Consider the following 20,872-nt stretch of genomic DNA (forward strand, 5'->3'; position numbering starts at 1 on the left):
TTTTTCACTAATCAAACAGACCTAAATTGCGTTAGGTCGAGTGCATTTACCTGTTTTTCATCATCGAATGGCGCTATCTAGCCACCACCATGGAGTAGTTAATGAAACCCATGAAAAACCTCGCCCAGTATTATGTCGACTTGCTAGTCAAACTGGGGATTGTTCGCTTCTCTATTTTGCTAGCCCTTGCGCTGGTGGCATTAGCTGTTGTGGTGCAGGTAGGGATTACTTTAGCTCTTAAAGGGCGAGTAGATGATATCGACATTGTCCGTTCGGTGTTTTTTGGTCTATTGATCACCCCTTGGGCGGTTTACTTCCTCTCTGTGGTTGTCGATCAACTAGAAGAGTCTCGCCAGCGTTTAACTAAGCTGGTGTCCAAACTGAAGGACATGCGTTCGCGAGATCAAGAGTTGAATTACCAACTTCAACAAAACATTGAAAAGCTTAACCAAGAAATTGAAGAGCGTATTAAAGCGGAAGAAGCACGTGAAGAGGCGATGCAAGACCTCGAAAACGAGGTGTTCCAACGCGAACGTACTCAATTAGAGTTGGCAGAACGTACCGCATTACTGCGTTCATTTATTGATGCCTCACCAGACTTAATTTACTACCGCAATGCGGATGGTGTTTTCTCTGGCTGTAACCGCGCGATGGAAGAGCTAACGGGCAAGAAAGAGCACCAGTTAGTCGGATTAAGCCCTTGGGATGTGTATAGCAAAGAAATCGCCGAGCATATCGTTGATACTGACCAAAAGGTTTTTGCCGATAATCAAGCGATTACTTACGAGCAATGGCTCGAATACCCAGATGGTCGCAAGCATTACTTTGAGCTGCGTAAAGTGCCATTTTACAGCAAAGATGGCCGCCACCTTGGTCTCGTTGGGTTCGGTCGTGATATCACTGAACGTAAGCGCCATGAAGAGTCGTTAGAGAAAGCAAGCCGCGACAAAACTACCTTCATCTCAACCATCAGTCATGAGCTGCGAACGCCGCTGAATGGCATTGTAGGCTTAAGTCGTATGCTTCTAGATAGTCCGTTGACAGAAGAGCAGCGTAAACACATGCAGACCATCAATGTGAGTGCGATTACGCTAGGTAACATCTTCAACGATATTATCGATATGGATAAATTTGATCGCCGTAAGTTAGAACTATTACCTGCGCCACTTAACTTCGAAGACTTCGTCGCAGAGATTGAGAGTATCTCTGCTCTGATGGCGGAACAAAAAGGGTTACGCTTTGACTTAGAACGTTTAAGCGACTTGCCAAAAGCAATTGAAGTGGATGCAACCCGTCTACGTCAGGTGATTTGGAACTTGGTCAGCAACGCAATGAAGTTCACCAAAGAAGGTGGCGTTGTGATGACAGTGAGCGCGGATGTCGAAGACGATTTTGCGACCATTATTATGGAAGTGGAAGACACTGGTATTGGTATCCCAGACGAAGAGCTAGATAAGATCTTTGCGATGTACTACCAAGTGAAATCAGGCAAGGACAACCTGCATGCGGTCGGTACAGGTATTGGTTTGGCGGTATCTAAGCAACTGATCAATATGATGGATGGTGACATTACGGTTACCAGTGAGGAAGGCTTTGGTAGCACTTTTACTGTATCGATCCACGTTCCGATTGTTGAACTAGCTGAGCCAGTCATTGATGCGAAACGCGACAATGTGCGCCTCAACATATTTATGGTCGAAGACATCGAGCTTAACGTAACTGTGGCTAAATCGTTACTAGAGAGCCTAGGGCACTCTGTCACCGTGGCAATGACGGGCCAAGAAGCGTTAGTGAACTTTGTGCCAGAAAAATACGACTTAGCGTTGTTGGATATCCAACTGCCTGATATGACGGGCTTTGATGTCGCCAATTATTACCGCAAGCATTATAACAATCTTCCTCCATTGGTCGCCTTAACTGCTAATGTAATGAAAGATCGTCGTGAATACTTAGATAACGGCATGGATGATGCGATCAGTAAGCCGCTGGCAGTGAATGCTATTCAGTCAGTGATTGATAAATTCTTCGCTCACCAGTTAGAACAACCTAAGGAAGTGGTGAGCGGTCCCGAAACAGTGGAAGAGCCAGTGCCTTCTCCTGTGATTGAGACACATTTGCTCGATATGGATATGTTAGAGTCTTACGTCGACATTGTTGGTGCAAAACCTGTCTACGACAGCATAAAAATGTTTGAAGATATGATGCCAGACTATATCGATGTCTTAGATTCGAACATGACAGCGAAAGATCAAGATGGGATTGTTTCTGAAGCGCATAAAATCAAAGGTGCTGCAGGTTCAATTGGCCTGAAACGTATCCAAAGTGTGGCGCAAAAAGCGCAATCGCCCGATATGCCAGCATGGTGGGAAAACATTTCAGACTGGGTTGAAGAGATCAAAAATGAATACCAAAACGATATTCAAGTCCTCAAAAGTTGGTTGGAACAAAGGAAATAACATGAAAAGAATCGCACCATTGGCATTAGCCATGGCATTGATGGCAGGCTGTAGTTCCGTTCCAAATGTGAATTGGCAACAAAACAGTCAGATTACGATTAATGAGGTTAATGTTGAGCTCAAAAGTAATTTATGGGTGAACCTCATGCCGAATATTGGGGACGTGGAAGAGCAAAGTATTCAAGGTGCACTTTACCTCGAAGGAGATCAGTTACTTCCTGCAAATCTAACGGCAGAAGCTCTTATTATTAAACAGGGGCAAAAAGAGTGGTTGGTGGACAGTGCGTCTTTAGATACTCGAACGCACAGTGAAAGCCGATGGGAGGTGGCGTTCTCGTCTCACATTGATGTGAACACAGAAAAATCGGTTGATATCGCAGTGCTTCTAGACGATGCGGGTAAACAGCGTTGGTTAGTCGAAAAGTACGTGAAGATTAACAAGGTTTATTAACCGCAATGATGTTGCATTAGTCGTTAGACCTAAAACAAAAAGGGCTTGCTCAATGAGCAAGCCCTTTGCATATTAGCGGTTAAATCTAGTCTTCTAGATCGCCACAGAAGCGGTAACCTTCGCCGTGGATAGTGGCGATGATTTCTGGCGTACCTGAAACAGACTCAAAGTGCTTACGGATACGACGAATCGTTACGTCTACAGTACGGTCGTGTGGCTTAAGTTCACGACCAGTCATCTTCTTAAGAAGATCTGCACGAGTTTGAATCTTACCCGGGTTCTCACAGAAGTGCAGTAATGCGCGGAACTCAGAGCGAGGTAGCTTGTAGCTATCACCAGCAGGGCTTACTAGAGAGCGGCTGTTGATGTCTAGTACCCAACCGTTGAATTCATACTTTTCTACCGAGCGCTTCTCTTCTTGCACCGCGTTAGAGCTCATTGAGCGACTAAGTAGGTTACGTGCACGAATAGTTAGTTCACGTGGGTTGAATGGTTTAGTGATGTAGTCATCTGCACCAATCTCAAGACCTAGGATCTTGTCTACTTCATTGTCACGGCCTGTCAGGAACATTAAAGCAATGTTCGCTTGCTCGCGTAATTCACGCGCTAGTAGAAGGCCATTCTTGCCTGGAAGATTAATGTCCATAATAACCAAGTTGACTGAGTTATCAGACAACACTTGGTGCATCTCTTCACCGTCACTGGCTTCAAAAACAGCGTATCCCTCTGCTTCAAAAATACTCTTAAGAGTGTTACGAGTTACTTGCTCATCTTCAACGATAAGAATCTGCGGGGTTTGCATTGGCGGTACCTAAATTTGTGACAAAATTGTGCTAATAGAATAAATTCTAGGCAAAAATATAACATACAGGTAATGTGATTTTGATAATAAATCAAGTTGATCAAAAAAACACTTCTTTCAGTTATCCGCCCTCCATGGAATTTTGCCAACTCACCAGTATCCAATGGCGACGTTTATTCTAAAGGGCTTGTTTACCTTTCATTTCCTGCTTTCAGTGGGGCCTGAAACGTAAACACCCTAAGATATTGAGCGGATTTTATATTGTTAACAGCATGCTAACAATGCTCAAATGTTAATTCCATTCAGTTTGTTGATTTATATCAATTGATGAAATGTAACTGTTATTAATCGTTTAAGACTTATGATAGAAAAAAGTAATACGAACATAGACGCATCGTTATGGAATGCTTATTCAGAATCTTTTTTCAGATTCGAAGCCGAGTGGCGTGTTTCAAACTATGCTGTGATAACCGCTTGGAACCCATACAGTAACTTGAGGTCCAAAGAAGATAACAGCATAAACAATCACGCGTTAGAAAAACAGCTACAGCACGTTAATTACGCGCCTGTCACGGTAGGTGATAGCGCTTTTACATGGTATGAGGAAAGCTTTGCTGTCGAGTTGTCGCCAGAGGTAGCCGTTGAATTGGCGAATGACTTTCAACAAAACGCGATTTATTACGTCATTAATGACCAGCTTTATCTAATTGCGTGCTCGCAGCCGAAAGTTTTGCATATGTTAGGCTCCATTAAGCCTCGGCTCGTATAAAAGGTATAGAAAAGGATACTGCTCACTGAAGCAACGCTTGGGTGAGAAAATTCACGGAGGAAATATGAGAGACATTACACCCGATATTTGTGACCAATTTGAAGACCAAGTGAGCTTGCTTACTTTACCATTGCAGAACTTTGGTCAACGTAGCGCTTTTTACGGTGAAATCGTTACGGTGCGCTGCTATCACGATAACTCGAAAGTGCGTGAAGTACTGGGCGAAGATGGAACGGGTAAAGTATTGATTGTTGACGGGCATGGATCGTGTCAGAGAGCATTACTCGGCGATCAATTAGCGATACTCGGAATAGAAAATGGGTGGGAAGGCATCATTGTCTATGGTGCAATACGCGACGTAGCACAAATATCTCAAATGGACATTGGCGTTCAAGCTCTTGGCACCAACCCGTTTAAAACAGAGAAGCGTGGGATAGGAGAGGTAAACGTAACCTTAACGATGCAAAACCAAATCGTTCAACCTAAGCACTACGTTTACGCGGACTGGAACGGTGTATTGATTTCTAAGCAAAAGCTGGACTTCTAAAAACGAAAGCCTAGACCAACTTCAAAGCCTTGTTGCCAATCTTGGTAATCAAGAGTCGCGTGAAGATCCAGTTTATCGGTAATTTTTACGCGACTTGAGACTTCAGCCGCGAGGCTACTGTCGTCTTGGCGAATACCTTCCGCTGTTTCGTTCTTGTAAGAGCGAACTGTACTTTTCAGCGTGACACGATCATTAAAGTGATAGCTGATCCCACTCAAAAAACCACTTTGATTTTGGGTAGGAGAGTTATTGACTCGTGCACCGACATAAACGTCTACCGAATCAAAAAGTTCGTAAGCGTAACCCGTATCGATATTCCAAACATCAAAACTGTCAGACTGATAACTGTCGCTGGAAATGAACAGTTTATGAGGAGAAGGGGATGTTTTACCTGGAAGCGGCGGAAGCTCGTTGGCTAGACAAACACCAGGCACAAAAAACAGCAACAGAAAAAGCCCTCTTTTCATGTTCACCACTCCTTGTGTCAACTTTTTTATTAGTATGCGCCCAAAGCTTCTCACTATTAAAGCATAGAATATGAAAGCTAGCTCACCTATTTTCTAAATAATTCGATCCTATGAACATAAGTCACAGTTAAGTTGTTGTTATGTGTCACAACCCTCTCGAATTATTTGATCGTACGTTTTATGGCAAAGATCAGACTAGTTATTAGATAAAAAACCGAACTGGTGATGATGGTTAAGTCCTTTACAAAAACTAACTGTAGATTTTCAAATGATCAATAATGTGTAATTAACTATAAATATCAATGACATTGATTAGCAGAAATCTCTGAAAGATGGAAAAACAAACAATTTTTTGTTGACTATGTATCAGAAACTCGGTAAACGTAGAGTTAAGCAAACACAATTAACGTTGAATATTTATTTATGCCATCTAACAGCCTAGTAGTAATGACCACGACCATTATTATTACCGACACGACACATGTTGGGGCAGGCTGCTGAGCGAAAGAAATTCACAAAAAAGGCCTGTATCCAACAAGATACAGGCCTTTTTTTATGCTTTTTTTATCCAGAATTTAGACAAATTTAAGAAGATATACCGGAGGAAGGGATGCGAGTATTGAAGTTTGGCGGATCATCACTAGCTGATGCAGATCGCTTTTTGAGAGCGGCAGACATTATTGCCAATAACGCTCAACAAGAAGAAGTAGCGGTTGTTCTTTCCGCTCCTGGTAAAACAACAAACAAATTGGTTGCGGTCATTGAAGGCGCATTGCGCAATGGTGAAGCAGAACTACAAATCAAAGAGTTGGAGGAGTCGTTTAAAACGCTCTTCACTCAAATCCAAGCAGTACTACCCAATATCGATGGTTCAGCTTTCGATAACCAAGTGAAAACTTCTCTCTCTCAATTACGCCAATTCGTTCATGGCATCAATCTTCTTGGCATGTGCCCAAACAATGTTAATGCACGTATTATTAGCAAAGGCGAACGCGTTTCGATTCAATTGATGAAAGCGGTGTTAGAAGCCAAAGGCCAGCCAGCACATCTTATCGACCCAGTTGAATACCTATACGCAAAAGGTGATCACCTTGAAGCCATGGTTGATGTAGATGTTTCAACGCAAAACTTCCGCCAAAACCCTCTTCCTCTGGGCCATGTGAATATCATGCCTGGCTTTACCGCAGGTAACGAGAAAGGTGAATTGGTAACACTTGGTCGCAATGGCTCTGATTATTCGGCGGCGGTTCTTGCGGCGTGTCTGCGCGCAGATTGTTGTGAGATCTGGACTGACGTAGACGGTGTATACAACTGCGACCCTCGTTTAGTGGAAGATGCTCGCTTACTTAAATCTCTTAGCTACCAAGAAGCAATGGAGCTTTCTTACTTCGGTGCTTCCGTTTTGCATCCGAAGACCATTGCTCCTATCGCGCAGTTCCACATCCCATGTCTGATCAAAAACAGCTTTAACCCACAAGGTGCAGGTACCCTGATTGGGCAAGACACTGGTGAAGACAACCTGGCGATCAAAGGTATCACGACGCTAAACGACCTAACTATGGTTAACGTCTCCGGCCCAGGTATGAAGGGTATGGTTGGCATGGCAAGCCGCGTGTTTGGCGCAATGTCTTCCGCTGGTGTGTCTATTGTTCTTATTACTCAGTCTTCTTCTGAGTACAGCATTAGCTTCTGTATTGAGGCAGAAGATAAAGCAAAAGCGCAACAAGTACTGGCCGATGCGTTTGAGTTGGAACTGAAAGATAGCTTATTAGAGCCGGTCGAGTTTATTGATAATGTTTCAATCATAACGTTGGTTGGTGACGGCATGCGTACATCGCGCGGTGTTGCATCTCGCTTCTTCTCATCTCTTGCTGAAGTGAACGTAAACATTGTAGCCATCGCACAGGGCTCATCTGAGCGTGCTATCTCAGCCGTGATTCCTGAAGATAAAATCTCTGAAGCGATCAAAGCGTGTCACGAAAACCTATTCAACTCTAAGCACTTCTTAGACGTATTCGTGGTTGGTATTGGTGGCGTTGGTGGTGAGCTGGTGGATCAGATCGAGCGTCAACAGGCGAAGCTTGCGGAAAAAGGCATCGTTATTCGCGTGTGTGGCTTGGCAAACAGCAAAGGTCTTCTGCTTGATAGTGAAGGTCTGCCACTCGATCATTGGCGTGATCGTATGTCGGCAGCGACAGAAGAGTTCAGCCTAGCGCGTTTGATTTCTTTGGTTCAACGTAACCACATCATCAACCCAGTATTGGTTGACTGTACATCAAGTGAAGATATTGCGAATCAATACGCTGATTTCCTAGCTGCTGGTTTCCATGTCGTTACACCAAATAAAAAAGCAAATACAGCAAGCATGGCTTACTACCATCAGCTTCGCGATGTTGCGCGCAGCTCTCGTCGCAAGCTGATGTACGAAACAACTGTGGGGGCGGGTCTACCGGTAATCGAAAACCTGCAAAACCTAATCTCAGCGGGTGATGAGCTAGAGCGCTTCAGCGGTATTCTTTCTGGCTCTCTGTCATACATCTTCGGTAAGTTAGATGAAGGTATGAGCCTAAGTGAAGCAACTAATATCGCAAAAGAAAATGGTTTTACTGAACCGGATCCTCGTGATGACCTTTCTGGTATGGATGTTGCGCGTAAGCTTCTGATCCTGGCTCGTGAAGCAGGCATGTCTCTAGAACTAGAAGACGTTGTGGTTGATCAAGCACTGCCACCAGGTTTTGATGATTCTGGTAGCGTTGATGAATTTATGGCGCGTTTACCTGAAGCAGACGCTTACTTTAAAGAATTATCTGCAAAGGCAGCAGAAGAAGGCAAAGTACTGCGCTACGTTGGTGAGATTAATGAGGGCAAGTGCACAGTAAGCATCGCAGCGGTGGATGAAAACGATCCAATGTATAAAATCAAGGACGGTGAAAACGCACTGGCATTTTACAGCCGTTACTATCAGCCAATCCCACTAGTGTTACGTGGCTATGGTGCAGGCACCGAAGTAACGGCTGCGGGTGTATTTTCTGACGTGATGCGTACTTTAGGTTGGAAACTAGGGGTATAACAATAATGAGTTCAAGTGATATGGATGTAGTGGTTTATGCCCCAGCATCAATTGGTAATGTAAGCGTTGGCTTTGATGTGCTGGGGGCTGCCGTGTCTCCAGTGGATGGTACACTATTGGGTGACCGTGTATTGGTGAAATCTGGGGCTGATCCGTTCAGCCTTAAAACGGCGGGTGATTTTGTTGAGAAATTGCCAACTGAACCAAAAGAGAACATCGTTTACGACTGTTGGCTTGTGTTTGCTCGTGAGTTAGACAAAAAAGGTGTTGAGCTAAAACCACTTGAAATGACGCTAGAAAAGAACATGCCAATTGGCTCTGGTTTAGGCTCAAGTGCATGTTCTATCGTCGCTGCATTAGATGCATTGAACCGATTCCATGGACAGCCACTTAACGAGACAGAATTATTGGCGCTGATGGGAGAGATGGAAGGCAAGATCTCTGGTGGTATTCACTACGACAACGTTGCGCCATGTTACCTTGGTGGTGTGCAACTGATGCTTGAAGAGTTGGGTATCATCAGTCAAGAAGTGCCTTGCTTTGATGATTGGTACTGGGTGATGGCTTATCCGGGTATCAAGGTATCAACGGCGGAAGCGCGTGAGATCCTACCATCTCAATACCGCCGACAAGATATCATTGCTCATGGTCGCCACCTTGCGGGCTTTATTCATGCGTGTCATTCTGGTCAGCCAGAACTTGCTGCAAAAATGATCAAAGACGTGATCGCAGAACCGTATCGTGAGAAACTGCTTCCAGGTTTTGCGAATGCACGTCAATACGCAGCGTCTGCGGGTGCATTGGCAACCGGTATTTCTGGCAGTGGTCCGACACTGTTCAGTATTTGCAAAGAGAAAGATGTCGCTGAGCGAGTTGCTCGCTGGTTAGAACAAAACTACGTACAAAACGAAGAAGGATTCGTCCACGTTTGTCGTCTAGATAAGCAGGGTTCGAAAGTAACAGGAAGTGAGCTATGAAGCTTTACAATATAAAAGAAAATGATGAACAAGTTTCCTTTGGCCAAGCCGTTCGCCAAGGGTTAGGCCGTAACCAAGGTCTATTTTTCCCATCGGAATTACCAAAATTTGAAGATATCGATGCGCTGCTTGCAGAAGACTTTGTCTCTCGTAGCACTAAGATTTTATCGGCGTTAATTGGAGATGAACTTACAGAGGAGCAAGTGAATGCTCTTGTTGATGCTGCATTCCAATTCCCTGCGCCAATTAATCAGGTCAAAGACGGTGTTTACGCTCTGGAACTGTTCCATGGTCCAACGCTTGCATTTAAAGACTTTGGTGGTCGCTTTATGGCGCAATCTCTTGCTGCGGTTTCGGACGGCGGCAAGATCACTATTCTGACTGCAACTTCCGGCGATACTGGCGCAGCCGTTGCGCATGCTTTCTACGGTATGGAAGACATCAACGTTGTGATTCTTTACCCGAAAGGTAAGATCAGCCCACTGCAAGAGAAGCTATTCTGTACGCTTGGTAAGAACATCCATACTGTCGCGATCGATGGAGACTTCGATGCGTGTCAGGCACTGGTTAAGCAAGCTTTTGATGATTCTGCACTGCGTGAAGAGATCGGTCTGAACTCTGCAAACTCAATCAACATCAGCCGTTTGATGGCGCAAATCTGTTACTACTTTGAAGCAGCTGCGCAAATGAGCAAGCAAGAGCGTGAAAACCTAGTGGTATCAGTACCAAGCGGTAACTTCGGTAACCTAACTGCTGGTCTATTGGCAAAAGCGTTGGGCTTGCCTATCAAACGCTTTATCGCTGCAACTAATGCCAATGACACGGTTCCTCGCTACCTAGAAACAGGTAAGTGGGAGCCAAAACCAACAGTCGCAACAACATCGAACGCGATGGACGTGAGCCAACCAAACAACTGGCCTCGTATCGAAGAGCTGTGCCGTGTGAAAGAGTGGGGCTTGGAGACGTTAGGTAAAGGTGCAGTATCTGATGAGCAAAGCGCACAGTCAGTGAAAGACTTACATGCTCTAGGCTATCTATGCGAACCGCACGGTGCGATTGCTTACCGCGTTCTTGAAGAACAATTGCAAGACGGTGAAACCGGTCTGTTCCTATGTACTGCTCACCCTGCGAAGTTCAAAGAAGTCGTGGATGATATTCTAGAATCCGATATCGAGCTTCCTGCGCCACTAGCGAAGCACGCTGCGATGGAGCTGCTATCGGAAGAGCTCGACGCAGACTTTGACGCATTGAAACAAGTACTGCGCCGCGTGCAGTAAGCTTCAAAGTATAGTAAGTATCAAAAACAGAAATAACGAGAGGTGAATGAGTAATCATTCACCTTTTTTATTGTCGGTAAGTTGTGACTCTCTTTATGATTGAGAAACGAACTTAACTAAATGAGATGGAAAGAGAAGCATGCATTTTTTGATTTTTCTTGGCTCAGTGAGAGACAGCACGCCACCACGACCAGCCCGTTTAGGAATGCGAGTCAGTAAAGCGTGTGAAAAACTCATCGCGAGTCAACATTCGCAACATACGGTCGAAATCATCGACCCTTTGAATTACGACTTTGGTGATGTGTTTAAGCCCGAGTTTGCTTATCACCGCTCTAAAGTTCCGCAGCACCTAAGTGAGCTAGCAGACAAAATCAAACATGCGGATGGGTATGTGATGGTTAGCCCGGAATATAACCATTCGATGAGTCCTGCTTTGGCGAACATGCTTAACCATTTCGGCAGTTCGCTGTTTTCTTACAAGCCGAGTGCTATCGTGACCTACTCTGCAGGGCAATGGGGTGGCGCTCGTGCTGCAGTGTCGATGCGTACCTTCTTATCTGAACTTGGATGTCTACCTGTCTCTGCGATGATCCACATTCCGAAAGCGCAAGAAGTCTTTGATGAACAGGGCGTTGCTGCGGATGAGTCGGAGCAGACGCAGTGGGACAACTATATGAATCGCACGATGCATCAATTGATTTGGTGGGCAGAAGGGGCGTCACTGCAAAGAGATAGGCTTGATCCAACCTCTGTAGCGCAAGCGTTTCAGAAAGATCCTTCGCAAAGAAATGCACCTTAGAGGAGAGTTGCTTTCCATTATAGAAAGGGGTTAGAAGGATTCTGAAACAAAAAAGCTTGGTCATTGCTGACCAAGCTTTTTAAATTCTAGCGAGCTAGTTTACTGAGAGATTATAGAGTCTCAGTAAAAGTACGAGCGATTACATCACGTTGTTGCTCTGGAGTTAGCGAGTTAAAACGTACTGCGTAACCAGAAACACGAATAGTTAGTTGTGGGTATTTCTCTGGGTGTGCAACTGCATCTTCTAGTGTTTCGCGTTTAAGCACGTTCACGTTTAGGTGTTGGCCGCCTTCGATACGAGGAGCAGTTTCGATTGCAACTTCACGGCTTTCGTATTCACCTAGGTCGCTGATTGCGATAACTTGGTCTGCTTCGTAGCCAGCAGTTGCAGCAACACAACGAGCTTCATTTTTTTCGCTATCTAATAGCCAGATAGAGTTTAGTAGGTCGTCGTTTGCCGCTTTTGTAATTTGGATACCTTGGATCATCACTATCTCCTAGACCACTTACGTGGTGATTATTGGTGTTAATTTTCGAATTTTCGTTGAGCTGAGTATTATATAGCTAATATCCACTATTTTAATATTGATTTAAGTCAAAAAACAACCAAAAACATTATTTTTATTAAGGTGATTTTATTGAGTTAAATCAATAAAACCTTTGAAAACAAACCAATTACAATTTATTTGATAATATAAAAAATATTTAATAACTGGTTTTGTTGTAAATTTACTACAAATTGAGATTAAAGTTTAAACTGGTTAACGCAACTATCTGTATTTAGGTAGCAATACTGAAAGTCTAAAGTGATTAAATGACAAACATGAAAAACAAGCTTGGGAATAAACTCATTGGTGCACATGTCTCTGCTGCTGGTGGGGTCGATCAAGCTCCGTTGAGAGCTCGTGAAATTGGCGCGAATGCATTCGCACTATTTACAAAAAACCAACGCCAGTGGGTGGCGAAGCCTTTAGAAGCAAAAACCATCAGTGCGTTTAAAGCGAACTGTAAAATGCTGGGTTTCGGAGCAGAACATATTCTTCCCCATGATTCTTATCTGATTAACTTGGGTGCGCCGGAAGAAGAAAAGCTGAATAAATCCCGCGCGGCATTTATTGATGAAATGGAGCGTTGTAATCAGTTGGGGCTGACTTTGCTTAACTTCCATCCGGGTAGTCACCTAAAGAAAGTCTCTGAACAGGAGTGTCTCGCGACGATCGCCGAGTCGATCAATCTTGCGCATAAAGCGGTGCCGAATGTGATCGCTGTTATCGAGAATACGGCAGGTCAAGGCACTAACTTAGGCTGGAAGTTTGAGCACCTAGCTGAAATCATCGAGCAAGTGGAAGATAAAGATCGTGTCGGCGTTTGTATTGATACCTGCCATACCTTTACGGCTGGTTATGACTTACGTACAAAAGAAGATTGCGAGCGCACCTTTGCAGAGTTCGACCGTATCGTAGGTATGCACTATTTAAGAGCAATGCATCTAAATGATTCAAAAGTAGAGTTTGCCAGCAAAGTAGATCGCCACCATTCTCTTGGTAAAGGAGAGATCGGGTGGGATTGCTTTGAGTACATCGCGAAAGACCCTCGTTTTGATGGTATCCCTCTGATTTTAGAAACAATTGATCCAGATATTTGGCAGCAAGAGATCAACACGTTGCGTCAATTCCATTTAGCGGCCATTGACAGTTAATGGCGTAACCACAAAGTTGGCACCTTTCTTTCTTAGTCATTGAACATCAATCTCTGAATTAGCAAAGAAGGATGCCAACATGTCTCGACCACTCTCTTTTACTCCTTATGCTTATACTCGTCGCGTGCTTCGCTTACCGATGCCTAATCGTCACATTACCGGACAGGGGCACTTTCGAACGCCACAGAAGCATTAGTCTTTTATTACTTGTCTCAAGTTCGTGGTAAGTTTTTGTTTGTTTGAGTTTCGCTCGTTAGAATAGAAGCAAAATTTAGGACAGGAACTTTCCATGAATCAGTCACCCACTTGGCACGATGTGATCGGCGAAGAGAAAAAGCAGAGCTACTTTGTAGACACCTTGAATTTTGTTGAAGCCGAACGCGCCGCAGGCAAAGCTATTTTTCCTCCCGCAAAAGATGTCTTTAACGCGTTTCGTTTTACCGAGTTCAAAGACGTTAAGGTCGTGATTCTAGGACAAGACCCATACCACGGCCCAAATCAGGCGCATGGCCTGTGTTTCTCTGTACTTCCTGGCATTAAAACGCCACCGTCACTGGTTAATATGTATAAAGAGCTGGCGCAAGATATTGAAGGTTTCCAAATCCCTCAGCATGGTTTTTTGCAAAGCTGGGCTGAGCAAGGCGTATTGTTACTCAATACGGTATTAACGGTGGAGCAAGGTAAAGCGCATTCACATTCAAAGACAGGTTGGGAAACGTTTACTGATCGAGTTATTGAAGCCATTAATCAGCATCAAGAAGGTGTAGTGTTCTTGCTGTGGGGGTCACACGCGCAGAAGAAAGGGCGCTTTATCGATCGCAATAAACACCATGTCTTGGCAGCACCGCATCCATCGCCGTTATCGGCACATCGAGGCTTTTTCGGTTGTAAGCATTTCTCTCAAGCAAACCAGTTGCTTACATCACAAGAAAAAGCACCAATTAACTGGCATTTGCCATTAACGGTATAAATGAAGAGACAGCGATCATGGATGCTATGATCGCTGTTTTTTTGAGCACGCTCGAGGCTGATAGTAAATTTCTCATGTACACTTACTAAAAGTAGGTGTTAAGGAGAGACGCTATGATGATCGAAAGAATTCGACGCGAACATGGTTATATGGTTCGTCTGTTGGCGATACTGCGCCATAAGCTCAATGAGATAAAAAAAGAACGTGTAATCAACTATGCGTTAGTAAGCGAGATTGTTGATTACCTCTCTAATCATTCGGAGAAAGTACACCACCCGAAAGAAGATATCCTCTATCACCACTTTCTTGAACACTATGGTAAGCAACAAACCATGGAAAATTTAGAGAAAGAGCATCTAGAGTTAGCGAGTAAAACCAGAGAGTTTTCATCCGTGATAGAGATGATCCTTCAGGATGCTGTTGTGCCACAAGACATGTTTGTCGCTCACCTAGAAGATTTCATCGAATCGCAAAGGCACCACTTGGAGCTAGAAGAGCGAAAAATTTTGCCTCTCATTGAAGAGTTATTTACCACAGAAGATTGGCAGCATGTCGAGAGCTTATGGAGCGTCAGTGAGGATGATCCTGTGTTTGGTGACACGATTGCTGATCGTTATAAACAGTTGGCCGAACGTGTTCGTCAAAGTGATACTGAGTATGTTTAAGCCTGAATGATGAAACCTGAGCGAGCGAAAGTCGTATCTCGGGTTTGTGAGATATATTTCTTATTTATTGGGAATCAACCGAAAATTTCGTGTGCATATTTTTCGGCAAAAAGTACGGAAGATTCTCATTGAGTAATAATGGTATTCATACTTAAACCTTGGTACTAAACTCACGGTGTTTACGGTCACTGTAAACAAAAAACAAAAGGCACCTGTAAGGTGCCTTTTGTTTGAATTAGAGTTTAATGTCTTCCAAGTTATAATCGGTACAGACATCAAGTTCGCGCAGCTCTTTAAGCAAATTGCGTCTGTCGTTCATCTCTTCTATTTCACGCCACTTTCGCTTTACTGGTTTGGCACGAGATTTGGTTGTTGAGGTAGTATCCAGATTAAAAATGTCATCTAGTTGAAAGCCTTCCATAAGCCACCTTTACCTTTCTTAAGCTAAACTGTTGTAACCAGTCCTTGTGGAGTTTTTTAAGTACCACAATAGCCGTGAGAATAACCATGATATATTTCGCATTTGTGTCGGTAGCATGACATTTTCGTGCAAAAATATTCTCAAAATCACACTTTTTATTGCAACTATGTGGATAAAAAATGCACAAACGATCTCAAGAAAACGATTAAATAGAGAGATTTTCTATGTTAATTCGATTTGATGAATGGGTGCACTGCGCAAAGGTTAAAGTTGCATAAAATCAGTTTGATGAAATAGTGTTCAATTAGATGGTAAGTCACTAGCGTAAATTTATGTAACACCTTGTGAATACTAGCTTGTTCTTGTTTATACGGTTTACCATTCCATTTAATGAAGAATAATTATTTATGTTGGCGTTTGGTAATTGAAATGTTGCGCAGTTTGAGTGTTAAGTCTTCTATTTATGTTATTTTTTGGTGACTTTATAGTGAAAAATAACAATGTTATTCTTGTTGTTGCATATTGATTTTTGCGCTCCTAGGTTGCATTATCCGCCCGTCAAAAAATACGCTGGTACGTAAAATGGATGCATGAAGCGACGTTTACGATTCTAGATTGCCCATAAACATTACTTAAAAAGCTAAGCACACTTTGACACTTAGCAGGCAATTTGGTGGATGGCTAGGACGCATAGACTGGCGCAACTCACTTTGAGGTACACATGACAGACTTAATCAATTTGATGAACGATCTCCTCTGGGGCTCGATTCTGGTTTATCTTCTTGTTGGTGTTGGTATTTACTTCACCGTTCGATTAGGGTTCATTCAGTTCCGCCATTTCGGCCACATGTTCTCTGTTCTTAAGAACAGTCGTAAAGCAGACAAAGCTGGTATTTCCTCTTTCCAAGCGCTTTGTACTAGTCTTGCTGCACGTGTTGGTACAGGTAACATGGCGGGCGTTGCAGTTGCATTGACTGCGGGTGGTCCTGGTGCGATCTTCTGGATGTGGCTGATTGCAATGCTTGGTATGGCAACATCGTTTGCTGAGAGCACACTGGCGCAGCTATACAAAACCAAAGATGATGATGGCAACTACCGTGGTGGCCCTGCCTACTACATGGAAAAAGGCTTGGGCATGCGTTGGATGGGCGTGTTGTTCTCAGTTTTCCTAATCATCGCTTTTGGTTTGGTATTCAACGCCGTACAAGCTAACTCAATTGCCAATGCAATGAGCAACGCATTTGGTTGGAATAACCTGTATGTTGGTATTGCCGTTGTTTTACTGTCTGCAATTGTTATTTTCGGTGGCATCAAGCGTATCGCAAGAGTAGCTGAGATGATCGTTCCGATCATGGCACTACTTTATCTAGCCCTAGCGCTGTTCATCATGTTCTCTAACCTAGAGAAATTACCTGATGTATTGATGCTTATCTTTAAGAGTGCATTTGGTCTGCAAGAAGCAGCAGCAGGTGGTCTTGGCTACGCAATTGCACAGGCAATGATTAACGGTATCAAGCGCGGTCTATTCTCGAATGAAGCAGGTATGGGTTCTGCACCTAACGCGGCAGCTTCAGCAACACCTTACCCACCACACCCAGCGTCTCAAGGTTACGTACAGATGCTAGGCGTGTTCATGGATACGATCGTTATCTGTTCTGCAACAGTGGCTATCATCCTGATGTCTGGTGAGTATGTCGGTCAAGCAACAGAAGTGACGGGTATCGAGCTAACTCAGCGTGCATTGAGCTCACAAGTTGGCGATTGGGGCGGCATCTTTGTTGCTGTGGCAATCTTCTTCTTTGCGTTTACTTCAATCATTGCAAACTACTCGTATGCTGAAACGAACTTAATCTTCCTAGAGCACAATCATAAAGCGGGCTTAAGCATTTTCCGCGTTATTGTTCTTGGTATGGTGATGTTTGGTGCACTAGCTTCGTTACCAGTCGTATGGTCGCTTGCTGATGTCTCTATGGGTCTGATGGCGATAGTTAACTTAGTGGCTATCATCTTGCTATCTGGCATCGTGATTAAACTGGCCAAAGATTACAACCGCCAGCTTGGTGAAGGCAAAGTGCCAACATTTGATGCGAATGATTTCCCAGAGCTGAAATCTCAGCTTGAAGAAGGCATTTGGTACAACGATAAAAAAGACTAAGTGAGCTATCACTCATAGTTGAAAGCTATTAGTACGATGTAAAAAGCCATGCAGACAATGCATGGCTTTTTTTGTACCCTATTAAAAACAAAATTAGAGAAGGGAAAGTCATGCTTATCGTAGTTTCTCCAGCGAAGACTCTTGATTACGAGTCTCCGTTAGCGACAGAAAAATTTACTCAACCTGAGTTGGTCGAATACTCAAAAGAGCTTATCGATGTATGCCGCAAACTGACTCCTGCTGATGTTGCCTCTTTAATGAAAGTGAGCGACAAGATTGCCGATTTAAATGTGGGCCGATTTCAAGAGTGGAGTGAAACGTTTACCACGGAAAACTCACGACAAGCCATTCTTGCATTTAAAGGTGACGTTTACACAGGGCTAGACGCCGAAAGTTTATCTGAAGCGGACTTTGAATATGCTCAAGATCATCTGCGTATGCTATCGGGTCTCTATGGTTTACTAAAACCACTTGATTTGATGCAGCCATACCGTCTTGAAATGGGTACCAAGCTTGCAAACGACAAGGGTACGAACTTGTACCAGTTTTGGGGCAACGTTATTACGGACAAGCTTAACGAAGCGATTTCTGCTCAAGGTGATAATGTCCTTATCAACCTTGCATCAAATGAATACTTTAAAGCGGTTAAGTCAAAGAATTTAGATGCGCAAGTGATCACGCCAGTATTCAAAGATTGTAAGAATGGTCAATACAAGGTCATCAGTTTTTACGCGAAGAAAGCGCGCGGTATGATGGCGCGTTACATCATTGAAAACCGTGTTGAGAGCGTGGCAGACCTGACTAAGTTTGATACGGCGGGTTACTACTTTGTGGAAGATGAATCGACGCCAACAGAGTTAGTATTTAAACGCGAAGAGCAAAAATAAAGCTGATTGAGACGTAATCGACGTTAATCTCTATCAGCACAAACGAAAAAGGGTTGGCATTGCCAACCCTTTGTTATTTTCTAGCTTGAGCTACTTGGCCCCAACAAGATTACTTCTTCTTAGCGGTTTTCTTTTTCGCTACTTTTTTCTTGTCGTCTTTTTTCTTTTTCTTCTTAAACACAGGCTTTTTGTGTTTAGGACGCATCTCTTTCACGAAACGCTCTTTGATGTCTTCTTTCACGTAACGTGCAACGCGATCCATCATTGGTTGGTCGTGTGCTTCTACGATTGAGATAGCGTTACCTTTCTTACCTGCGCGAGCCGTACGGCCGATACGGTGAAGGTAAACATCAGCCGTGCGCGGCATATCGTAGTTGATAACGTGTGATACATCCGGAAGATCGATACCACGCGCAGCAACGTCCGTCGCGAGCAGCACATTCACAGTTCCATCGCGGAAGCGAGAAATCGCATTGTTACGACGATCTTGCGGCATTTCACCTTGAATCCAAGAACATGGAATCTGTGCGCTTTCAAGCTGCGCTCGTAGCTCAGCCAAACGCTCACGAGTCTTTAAAAAGACGATAGTGCGCTCAGCTTGCTGAGTAATAATGTGTTTTAGTAATTCTAGTTTGTGTTCAGCATCATCAGCTCGGTGGTACCACTGAGCAATTTTCTTACGCTCACGCAGCGGTGATTTTGCGTCGATCTCTGCAGGGTCATTCAACAGATCAGCGGTAAAGCCTTCTACGCCTTTCCCTTCTAACGTTGCTGAAAACAGAAGGGTTTGCTTACGCCAGCGACATTCGTTAGATAGGCGATCGACAGTAGGAGCAAAACCCATATCTAGCATACGGTCTGCTTCATCAAGGATTAACCATTCGATTGCACGACAATCAAAACGTTCTGCATCAATGTATTCTTTTAAACGGCCAGGTGTCGCAACCACAATGTCTTGCGTTGTTGCAAGGATGTCGGCGTGCTCTTGGTACTGAACACCACCAGTGATGGTGAAAATGTTGAGTTTGGTATTTTTTGCCAAAGCACGTGCTTGATCGGCAATTTGCATCGCCAGTTCGCGAGTAGGCGTTAGGATCAAAATACGCGCAGGTCCAGGCTTACGACGAGGGAAGTCTTGCAAGTATTGCAATGCTGGCAGGACGAAGGCGGCCGTTTTACCAGTTCCTGTTGGCGCTGACGCTAGAATGTCACGACCGTCCAACGCTTGTGGAATCGCTTCTGCCTGAATTTTTGTTGGGCGTTCGTAACCCATCTCTTCAATGGCTTCAAGTAGGTTTTGGTCTAGATCAAGTTCAGCAAAGGTTCTGATCACAATGAGTTCTCCACAAGCAAAGCTTGGTTAATGGTTCGCCACAACAGCATAGAATACAAAAAGGTCGCACATTATAAAGTGATTGGTGATAAGGATCACATGTTATTTCACATCTTAAGATAAAACTCGCGAGTTAACTGGATGAAATCATCACTATAGCCGTCATTTGAACGGATAATTAAATGTGACGTTTGCGAATCGCAAGGTCGTTTTGATAGTTCAAATAACAGTCGGTGTACTGGTTTCTTTTCTGATGGTTGCACACGACAGATCCGCGATAGATACCAACCTTGGTTTAATGCTAGCTCAATGAACTGCTCGCCTTCGGTGATTGGCAACACAAAACTAGCCCTCCCTTCGTCATCAAGCAAATGATAGCAACGCTGTAGCAATGTGTTATGGCCTAGCGTATCAGTGTGCCTCGCGGTTGCACGTTGACTGTGTTTCGATTGTTCGCCGCTGTTGAAGTAGGGCGGATTACAAATGATGCGTTGAAATGGATGTGTCGGCGTAAAGTGCAGTATGTCGGTGTGGTGCACACTTACACGATCTGACCAAGGAGACTGGGCCATATTTTTTTGCGCGGCAGCAACGGCTGTTAATTCGATATCGACCGCGGTTATTTGAGCTTCTGTAAAGCGTTGAGCACACATCAGGGCAAGCAGGCCAGTGCCAGTGCCAATATCGAGAATTTTAGCGTCGTTAGGGCTTTGAATCCAAGCACCAAGCATTACCCCATCTGTGCTGACTGGCATACCACTCTCGCCGCCCTCAATACAAAATTGCTTAAAATTGAAGCCTTTAGTTTTCAGTTTTTTGTTCTTCATGATTGTTTTATATTTGCTCAATAATTAAGTGGATTACTCTATTGTTTATTAATTGTATAGATTGTTGTTTTGTTGGTTATTAAATTGTATTGTTAATTGATCGAGATAAAGAACTGGTCTGTTATTTGGATCTGGTTATATCCACTGCTTTTAAGTTTGAAAACTAAATTAATATGGTGTTTTTTTCTTAAAGGTTGCCAAATGATGAGTCTTTCGTCATTATGCGGCGAAAATTTTATAGATTGAACCACGTGTACTTATTGACTTTAGGTATACAAAAAGTGGTCTAAGCATACACAA

20 protein-coding genes and 1 other annotated feature are annotated in these 20,872 nt (G+C 43.8%); of the genes, 14 read left to right on the forward strand and 6 right to left on the reverse strand.

The genetic code is table 11. From position 1 onward, the window contains the following. The first annotated feature begins 101 nt into the window (after nucleotides 1-101). Complete coding sequence (gene arcB, locus H9L11_RS09250; protein WP_005381826.1) at nucleotides 102-2,456, forward strand: aerobic respiration two-component sensor histidine kinase ArcB; 2,355 nt, start codon at nucleotides 102-104, stop codon at nucleotides 2,454-2,456. A 1-nt stretch (nucleotide 2,457) separates the two neighbouring features. Then, complete coding sequence (locus H9L11_RS09255; RefSeq protein WP_005381825.1) at nucleotides 2,458-2,907, forward strand: hypothetical protein; 450 nt, start codon at nucleotides 2,458-2,460, stop codon at nucleotides 2,905-2,907. Between the two features lie 85 nt (nucleotides 2,908-2,992). Here H9L11_RS09255 and arcA read toward each other — a convergent pair whose 3' ends face one another. Continuing rightward, nucleotides 2,993-3,709, reverse strand: coding sequence for a two-component system response regulator ArcA (gene arcA / locus H9L11_RS09260; RefSeq protein ID WP_005381824.1), 717 nt, complete (start codon nucleotides 3,707-3,709; stop codon nucleotides 2,993-2,995). A gap of 361 nt (nucleotides 3,710-4,070) precedes the next feature. Between arcA and H9L11_RS09265 the strand changes: the two genes are divergently transcribed. Continuing rightward, nucleotides 4,071-4,478: a DUF3293 domain-containing protein gene (locus H9L11_RS09265; RefSeq protein ID WP_065274186.1), complete on the forward strand. Its 408-nt coding sequence runs from the start codon at nucleotides 4,071-4,073 to the stop codon at nucleotides 4,476-4,478. Between the two features lie 64 nt (nucleotides 4,479-4,542). Further along, nucleotides 4,543-5,025 carry a putative 4-hydroxy-4-methyl-2-oxoglutarate aldolase gene (locus H9L11_RS09270; RefSeq protein ID WP_005381822.1) on the forward strand — a complete coding sequence of 161 codons (483 nt, stop codon included), beginning with the start codon at nucleotides 4,543-4,545 and terminating at the stop codon, nucleotides 5,023-5,025. Here the strand turns inward: H9L11_RS09270 and H9L11_RS09275 are convergent. Beyond that, on the reverse strand, nucleotides 5,022-5,492 hold the full coding sequence (locus H9L11_RS09275; protein WP_167415017.1) for a ribonuclease regulator: 471 nt from the start codon (nucleotides 5,490-5,492) through the stop codon (nucleotides 5,022-5,024). The genes H9L11_RS09270 and H9L11_RS09275 overlap by 4 nt on opposite strands. Nucleotides 5,493-5,928: 436 nt before the next feature. Next, nucleotides 5,929-6,048 (forward strand) — a sequence feature (Thr leader region). On the opposite strand from H9L11_RS09275, the gene H9L11_RS09280 reads away from it, so the two are divergent. The 5 genes from H9L11_RS09280 (at nucleotide 5,940) to H9L11_RS09300 (ending at nucleotide 11,615) form a co-directional block, all read left to right on the forward strand. Next, nucleotides 5,940-5,993 carry a hypothetical protein gene (locus tag H9L11_RS09280; protein WP_229601119.1) on the forward strand — a complete coding sequence of 18 codons (54 nt, stop codon included), beginning with the start codon at nucleotides 5,940-5,942 and terminating at the stop codon, nucleotides 5,991-5,993. (Overlaps the previous feature by 54 nt.) A 54-nt stretch (nucleotides 6,049-6,102) precedes the next feature. Beyond that, nucleotides 6,103-8,562 carry a bifunctional aspartate kinase/homoserine dehydrogenase I gene (gene thrA / locus H9L11_RS09285; protein ID WP_065274188.1) on the forward strand — a complete coding sequence of 820 codons (2,460 nt, stop codon included), beginning with the start codon at nucleotides 6,103-6,105 and terminating at the stop codon, nucleotides 8,560-8,562. 20 nt (nucleotides 8,563-8,582) lie between these two features. Further along, entirely contained in the window at nucleotides 8,583-9,539 is a 957-nt protein-coding gene (thrB, locus tag H9L11_RS09290; RefSeq protein ID WP_017635074.1) for a homoserine kinase, read from the forward strand. Continuing rightward, entirely contained in the window at nucleotides 9,536-10,816 is a 1,281-nt protein-coding gene (gene thrC, locus H9L11_RS09295) for a threonine synthase (RefSeq protein WP_005381818.1), read from the forward strand. Before thrB ends, thrC begins: the two co-directional genes overlap by 4 nt. 139 nt (nucleotides 10,817-10,955) lie before the next feature. Beyond that, nucleotides 10,956-11,615 carry an NAD(P)H-dependent oxidoreductase gene (locus tag H9L11_RS09300; protein ID WP_005382842.1) on the forward strand — a complete coding sequence of 220 codons (660 nt, stop codon included), beginning with the start codon at nucleotides 10,956-10,958 and terminating at the stop codon, nucleotides 11,613-11,615. Nucleotides 11,616-11,725: 110 nt separating this feature from the next. On the opposite strand, the gene grcA is transcribed toward H9L11_RS09300, so the two are convergent. Beyond that, a complete protein-coding gene (gene grcA / locus H9L11_RS09305) occupies nucleotides 11,726-12,103 on the reverse strand; it encodes an autonomous glycyl radical cofactor GrcA (protein WP_005381814.1) in 378 nt (125 codons plus the stop codon). Nucleotides 12,104-12,429: 326 nt separating this feature from the next. On the opposite strand from grcA, the gene nfo reads away from it, so the two are divergent. The 3 genes from nfo to H9L11_RS09320 all read left to right on the forward strand — a co-directional run bounded on the left by nfo (nucleotide 12,430) and on the right by H9L11_RS09320 (nucleotide 14,949). Further along, nucleotides 12,430-13,314: a deoxyribonuclease IV gene (nfo, locus tag H9L11_RS09310; protein WP_017821508.1), complete on the forward strand. Its 885-nt coding sequence runs from the start codon at nucleotides 12,430-12,432 to the stop codon at nucleotides 13,312-13,314. Nucleotides 13,315-13,603: 289 nt separating this feature from the next. After that, entirely contained in the window at nucleotides 13,604-14,284 is a 681-nt protein-coding gene (gene ung, locus H9L11_RS09315) for a uracil-DNA glycosylase (RefSeq protein WP_005382846.1), read from the forward strand. A 113-nt stretch (nucleotides 14,285-14,397) separates the two neighbouring features. Then, nucleotides 14,398-14,949 carry a hemerythrin domain-containing protein gene (locus H9L11_RS09320; RefSeq protein WP_005381807.1) on the forward strand — a complete coding sequence of 184 codons (552 nt, stop codon included), beginning with the start codon at nucleotides 14,398-14,400 and terminating at the stop codon, nucleotides 14,947-14,949. Nucleotides 14,950-15,184: 235 nt separating this feature from the next. Here H9L11_RS09320 and H9L11_RS09325 read toward each other — a convergent pair whose 3' ends face one another. Beyond that, a complete protein-coding gene (locus H9L11_RS09325) occupies nucleotides 15,185-15,370 on the reverse strand; it encodes a DUF3545 family protein (protein WP_005381805.1) in 186 nt (61 codons plus the stop codon). Nucleotides 15,371-16,091: 721 nt separating this feature from the next. On the opposite strand from H9L11_RS09325, the gene H9L11_RS09330 reads away from it, so the two are divergent. Both H9L11_RS09330 and yaaA read left to right on the forward strand, forming a co-directional pair. Then, nucleotides 16,092-17,525 (forward strand): sodium:alanine symporter family protein, encoded by a 1,434-nt coding sequence (locus H9L11_RS09330; protein ID WP_005381800.1) that lies wholly within the window; start codon nucleotides 16,092-16,094, stop codon nucleotides 17,523-17,525. Nucleotides 17,526-17,635: 110 nt separating this feature from the next. Next, nucleotides 17,636-18,412, forward strand: coding sequence for a peroxide stress protein YaaA (gene yaaA / locus H9L11_RS09335; RefSeq protein WP_151514425.1), 777 nt, complete (start codon nucleotides 17,636-17,638; stop codon nucleotides 18,410-18,412). A gap of 109 nt (nucleotides 18,413-18,521) precedes the next feature. Here yaaA and srmB read toward each other — a convergent pair whose 3' ends face one another. Both srmB and H9L11_RS09345 read right to left on the reverse strand, forming a co-directional pair. Beyond that, nucleotides 18,522-19,745 carry an ATP-dependent RNA helicase SrmB gene (srmB, locus tag H9L11_RS09340; protein WP_005381797.1) on the reverse strand — a complete coding sequence of 408 codons (1,224 nt, stop codon included), beginning with the start codon at nucleotides 19,743-19,745 and terminating at the stop codon, nucleotides 18,522-18,524. Nucleotides 19,746-19,852: 107 nt separating this feature from the next. After that, the gene (locus tag H9L11_RS09345; protein WP_171345745.1) at nucleotides 19,853-20,572 is read right to left on the reverse strand and encodes a tRNA1(Val) (adenine(37)-N6)-methyltransferase; all 720 of its coding nucleotides are present in this window, start codon (nucleotides 20,570-20,572) and stop codon (nucleotides 19,853-19,855) included. Between the last annotated feature and the right edge of the window lie 300 nt (nucleotides 20,573-20,872).

It is taken from the genome of Vibrio sp. sp1 (genome assembly GCF_016920955.1).
GTDB classification, from domain to species: domain Bacteria; phylum Pseudomonadota; class Gammaproteobacteria; order Enterobacterales; family Vibrionaceae; genus Vibrio; species Vibrio alginolyticus.

Coding starts and splice junctions, on each gene's coding strand:
- H9L11_RS09270 (WP_005381822.1), top strand. CDS start 4,543: ATGAGAGACATTACACCCGATATTTGTGACCAATTTGAAGACCAAGTG.
- thrC (WP_005381818.1), top strand. CDS start 9,536: ATGAAGCTTTACAATATAAAAGAAAATGATGAACAAGTTTCCTTTGGC.
- arcA (WP_005381824.1), bottom strand. CDS start 3,709: ATGCAAACCCCGCAGATTCTTATCGTTGAAGATGAGCAAGTAACTCGT.
- thrB (WP_017635074.1), top strand. CDS start 8,583: ATGGATGTAGTGGTTTATGCCCCAGCATCAATTGGTAATGTAAGCGTT.
- H9L11_RS09255 (WP_005381825.1), top strand. CDS start 2,458: ATGAAAAGAATCGCACCATTGGCATTAGCCATGGCATTGATGGCAGGC.
- H9L11_RS09345 (WP_171345745.1), bottom strand. CDS start 20,572: ATGAAGAACAAAAAACTGAAAACTAAAGGCTTCAATTTTAAGCAATTT.
- H9L11_RS09300 (WP_005382842.1), top strand. CDS start 10,956: ATGCATTTTTTGATTTTTCTTGGCTCAGTGAGAGACAGCACGCCACCA.
- H9L11_RS09265 (WP_065274186.1), top strand. CDS start 4,071: ATGATAGAAAAAAGTAATACGAACATAGACGCATCGTTATGGAATGCT.
- arcB (WP_005381826.1), top strand. CDS start 102: ATGAAACCCATGAAAAACCTCGCCCAGTATTATGTCGACTTGCTAGTC.
- yaaA (WP_151514425.1), top strand. CDS start 17,636: ATGCTTATCGTAGTTTCTCCAGCGAAGACTCTTGATTACGAGTCTCCG.
- thrA (WP_065274188.1), top strand. CDS start 6,103: ATGCGAGTATTGAAGTTTGGCGGATCATCACTAGCTGATGCAGATCGC.
- H9L11_RS09325 (WP_005381805.1), bottom strand. CDS start 15,370: ATGGAAGGCTTTCAACTAGATGACATTTTTAATCTGGATACTACCTCA.
- ung (WP_005382846.1), top strand. CDS start 13,604: ATGAATCAGTCACCCACTTGGCACGATGTGATCGGCGAAGAGAAAAAG.
- H9L11_RS09275 (WP_167415017.1), bottom strand. CDS start 5,492: ATGAAAAGAGGGCTTTTTCTGTTGCTGTTTTTTGTGCCTGGTGTTTGT.
- nfo (WP_017821508.1), top strand. CDS start 12,430: ATGACAAACATGAAAAACAAGCTTGGGAATAAACTCATTGGTGCACAT.
- grcA (WP_005381814.1), bottom strand. CDS start 12,103: ATGATCCAAGGTATCCAAATTACAAAAGCGGCAAACGACGACCTACTA.
- H9L11_RS09330 (WP_005381800.1), top strand. CDS start 16,092: ATGACAGACTTAATCAATTTGATGAACGATCTCCTCTGGGGCTCGATT.
- H9L11_RS09320 (WP_005381807.1), top strand. CDS start 14,398: ATGATGATCGAAAGAATTCGACGCGAACATGGTTATATGGTTCGTCTG.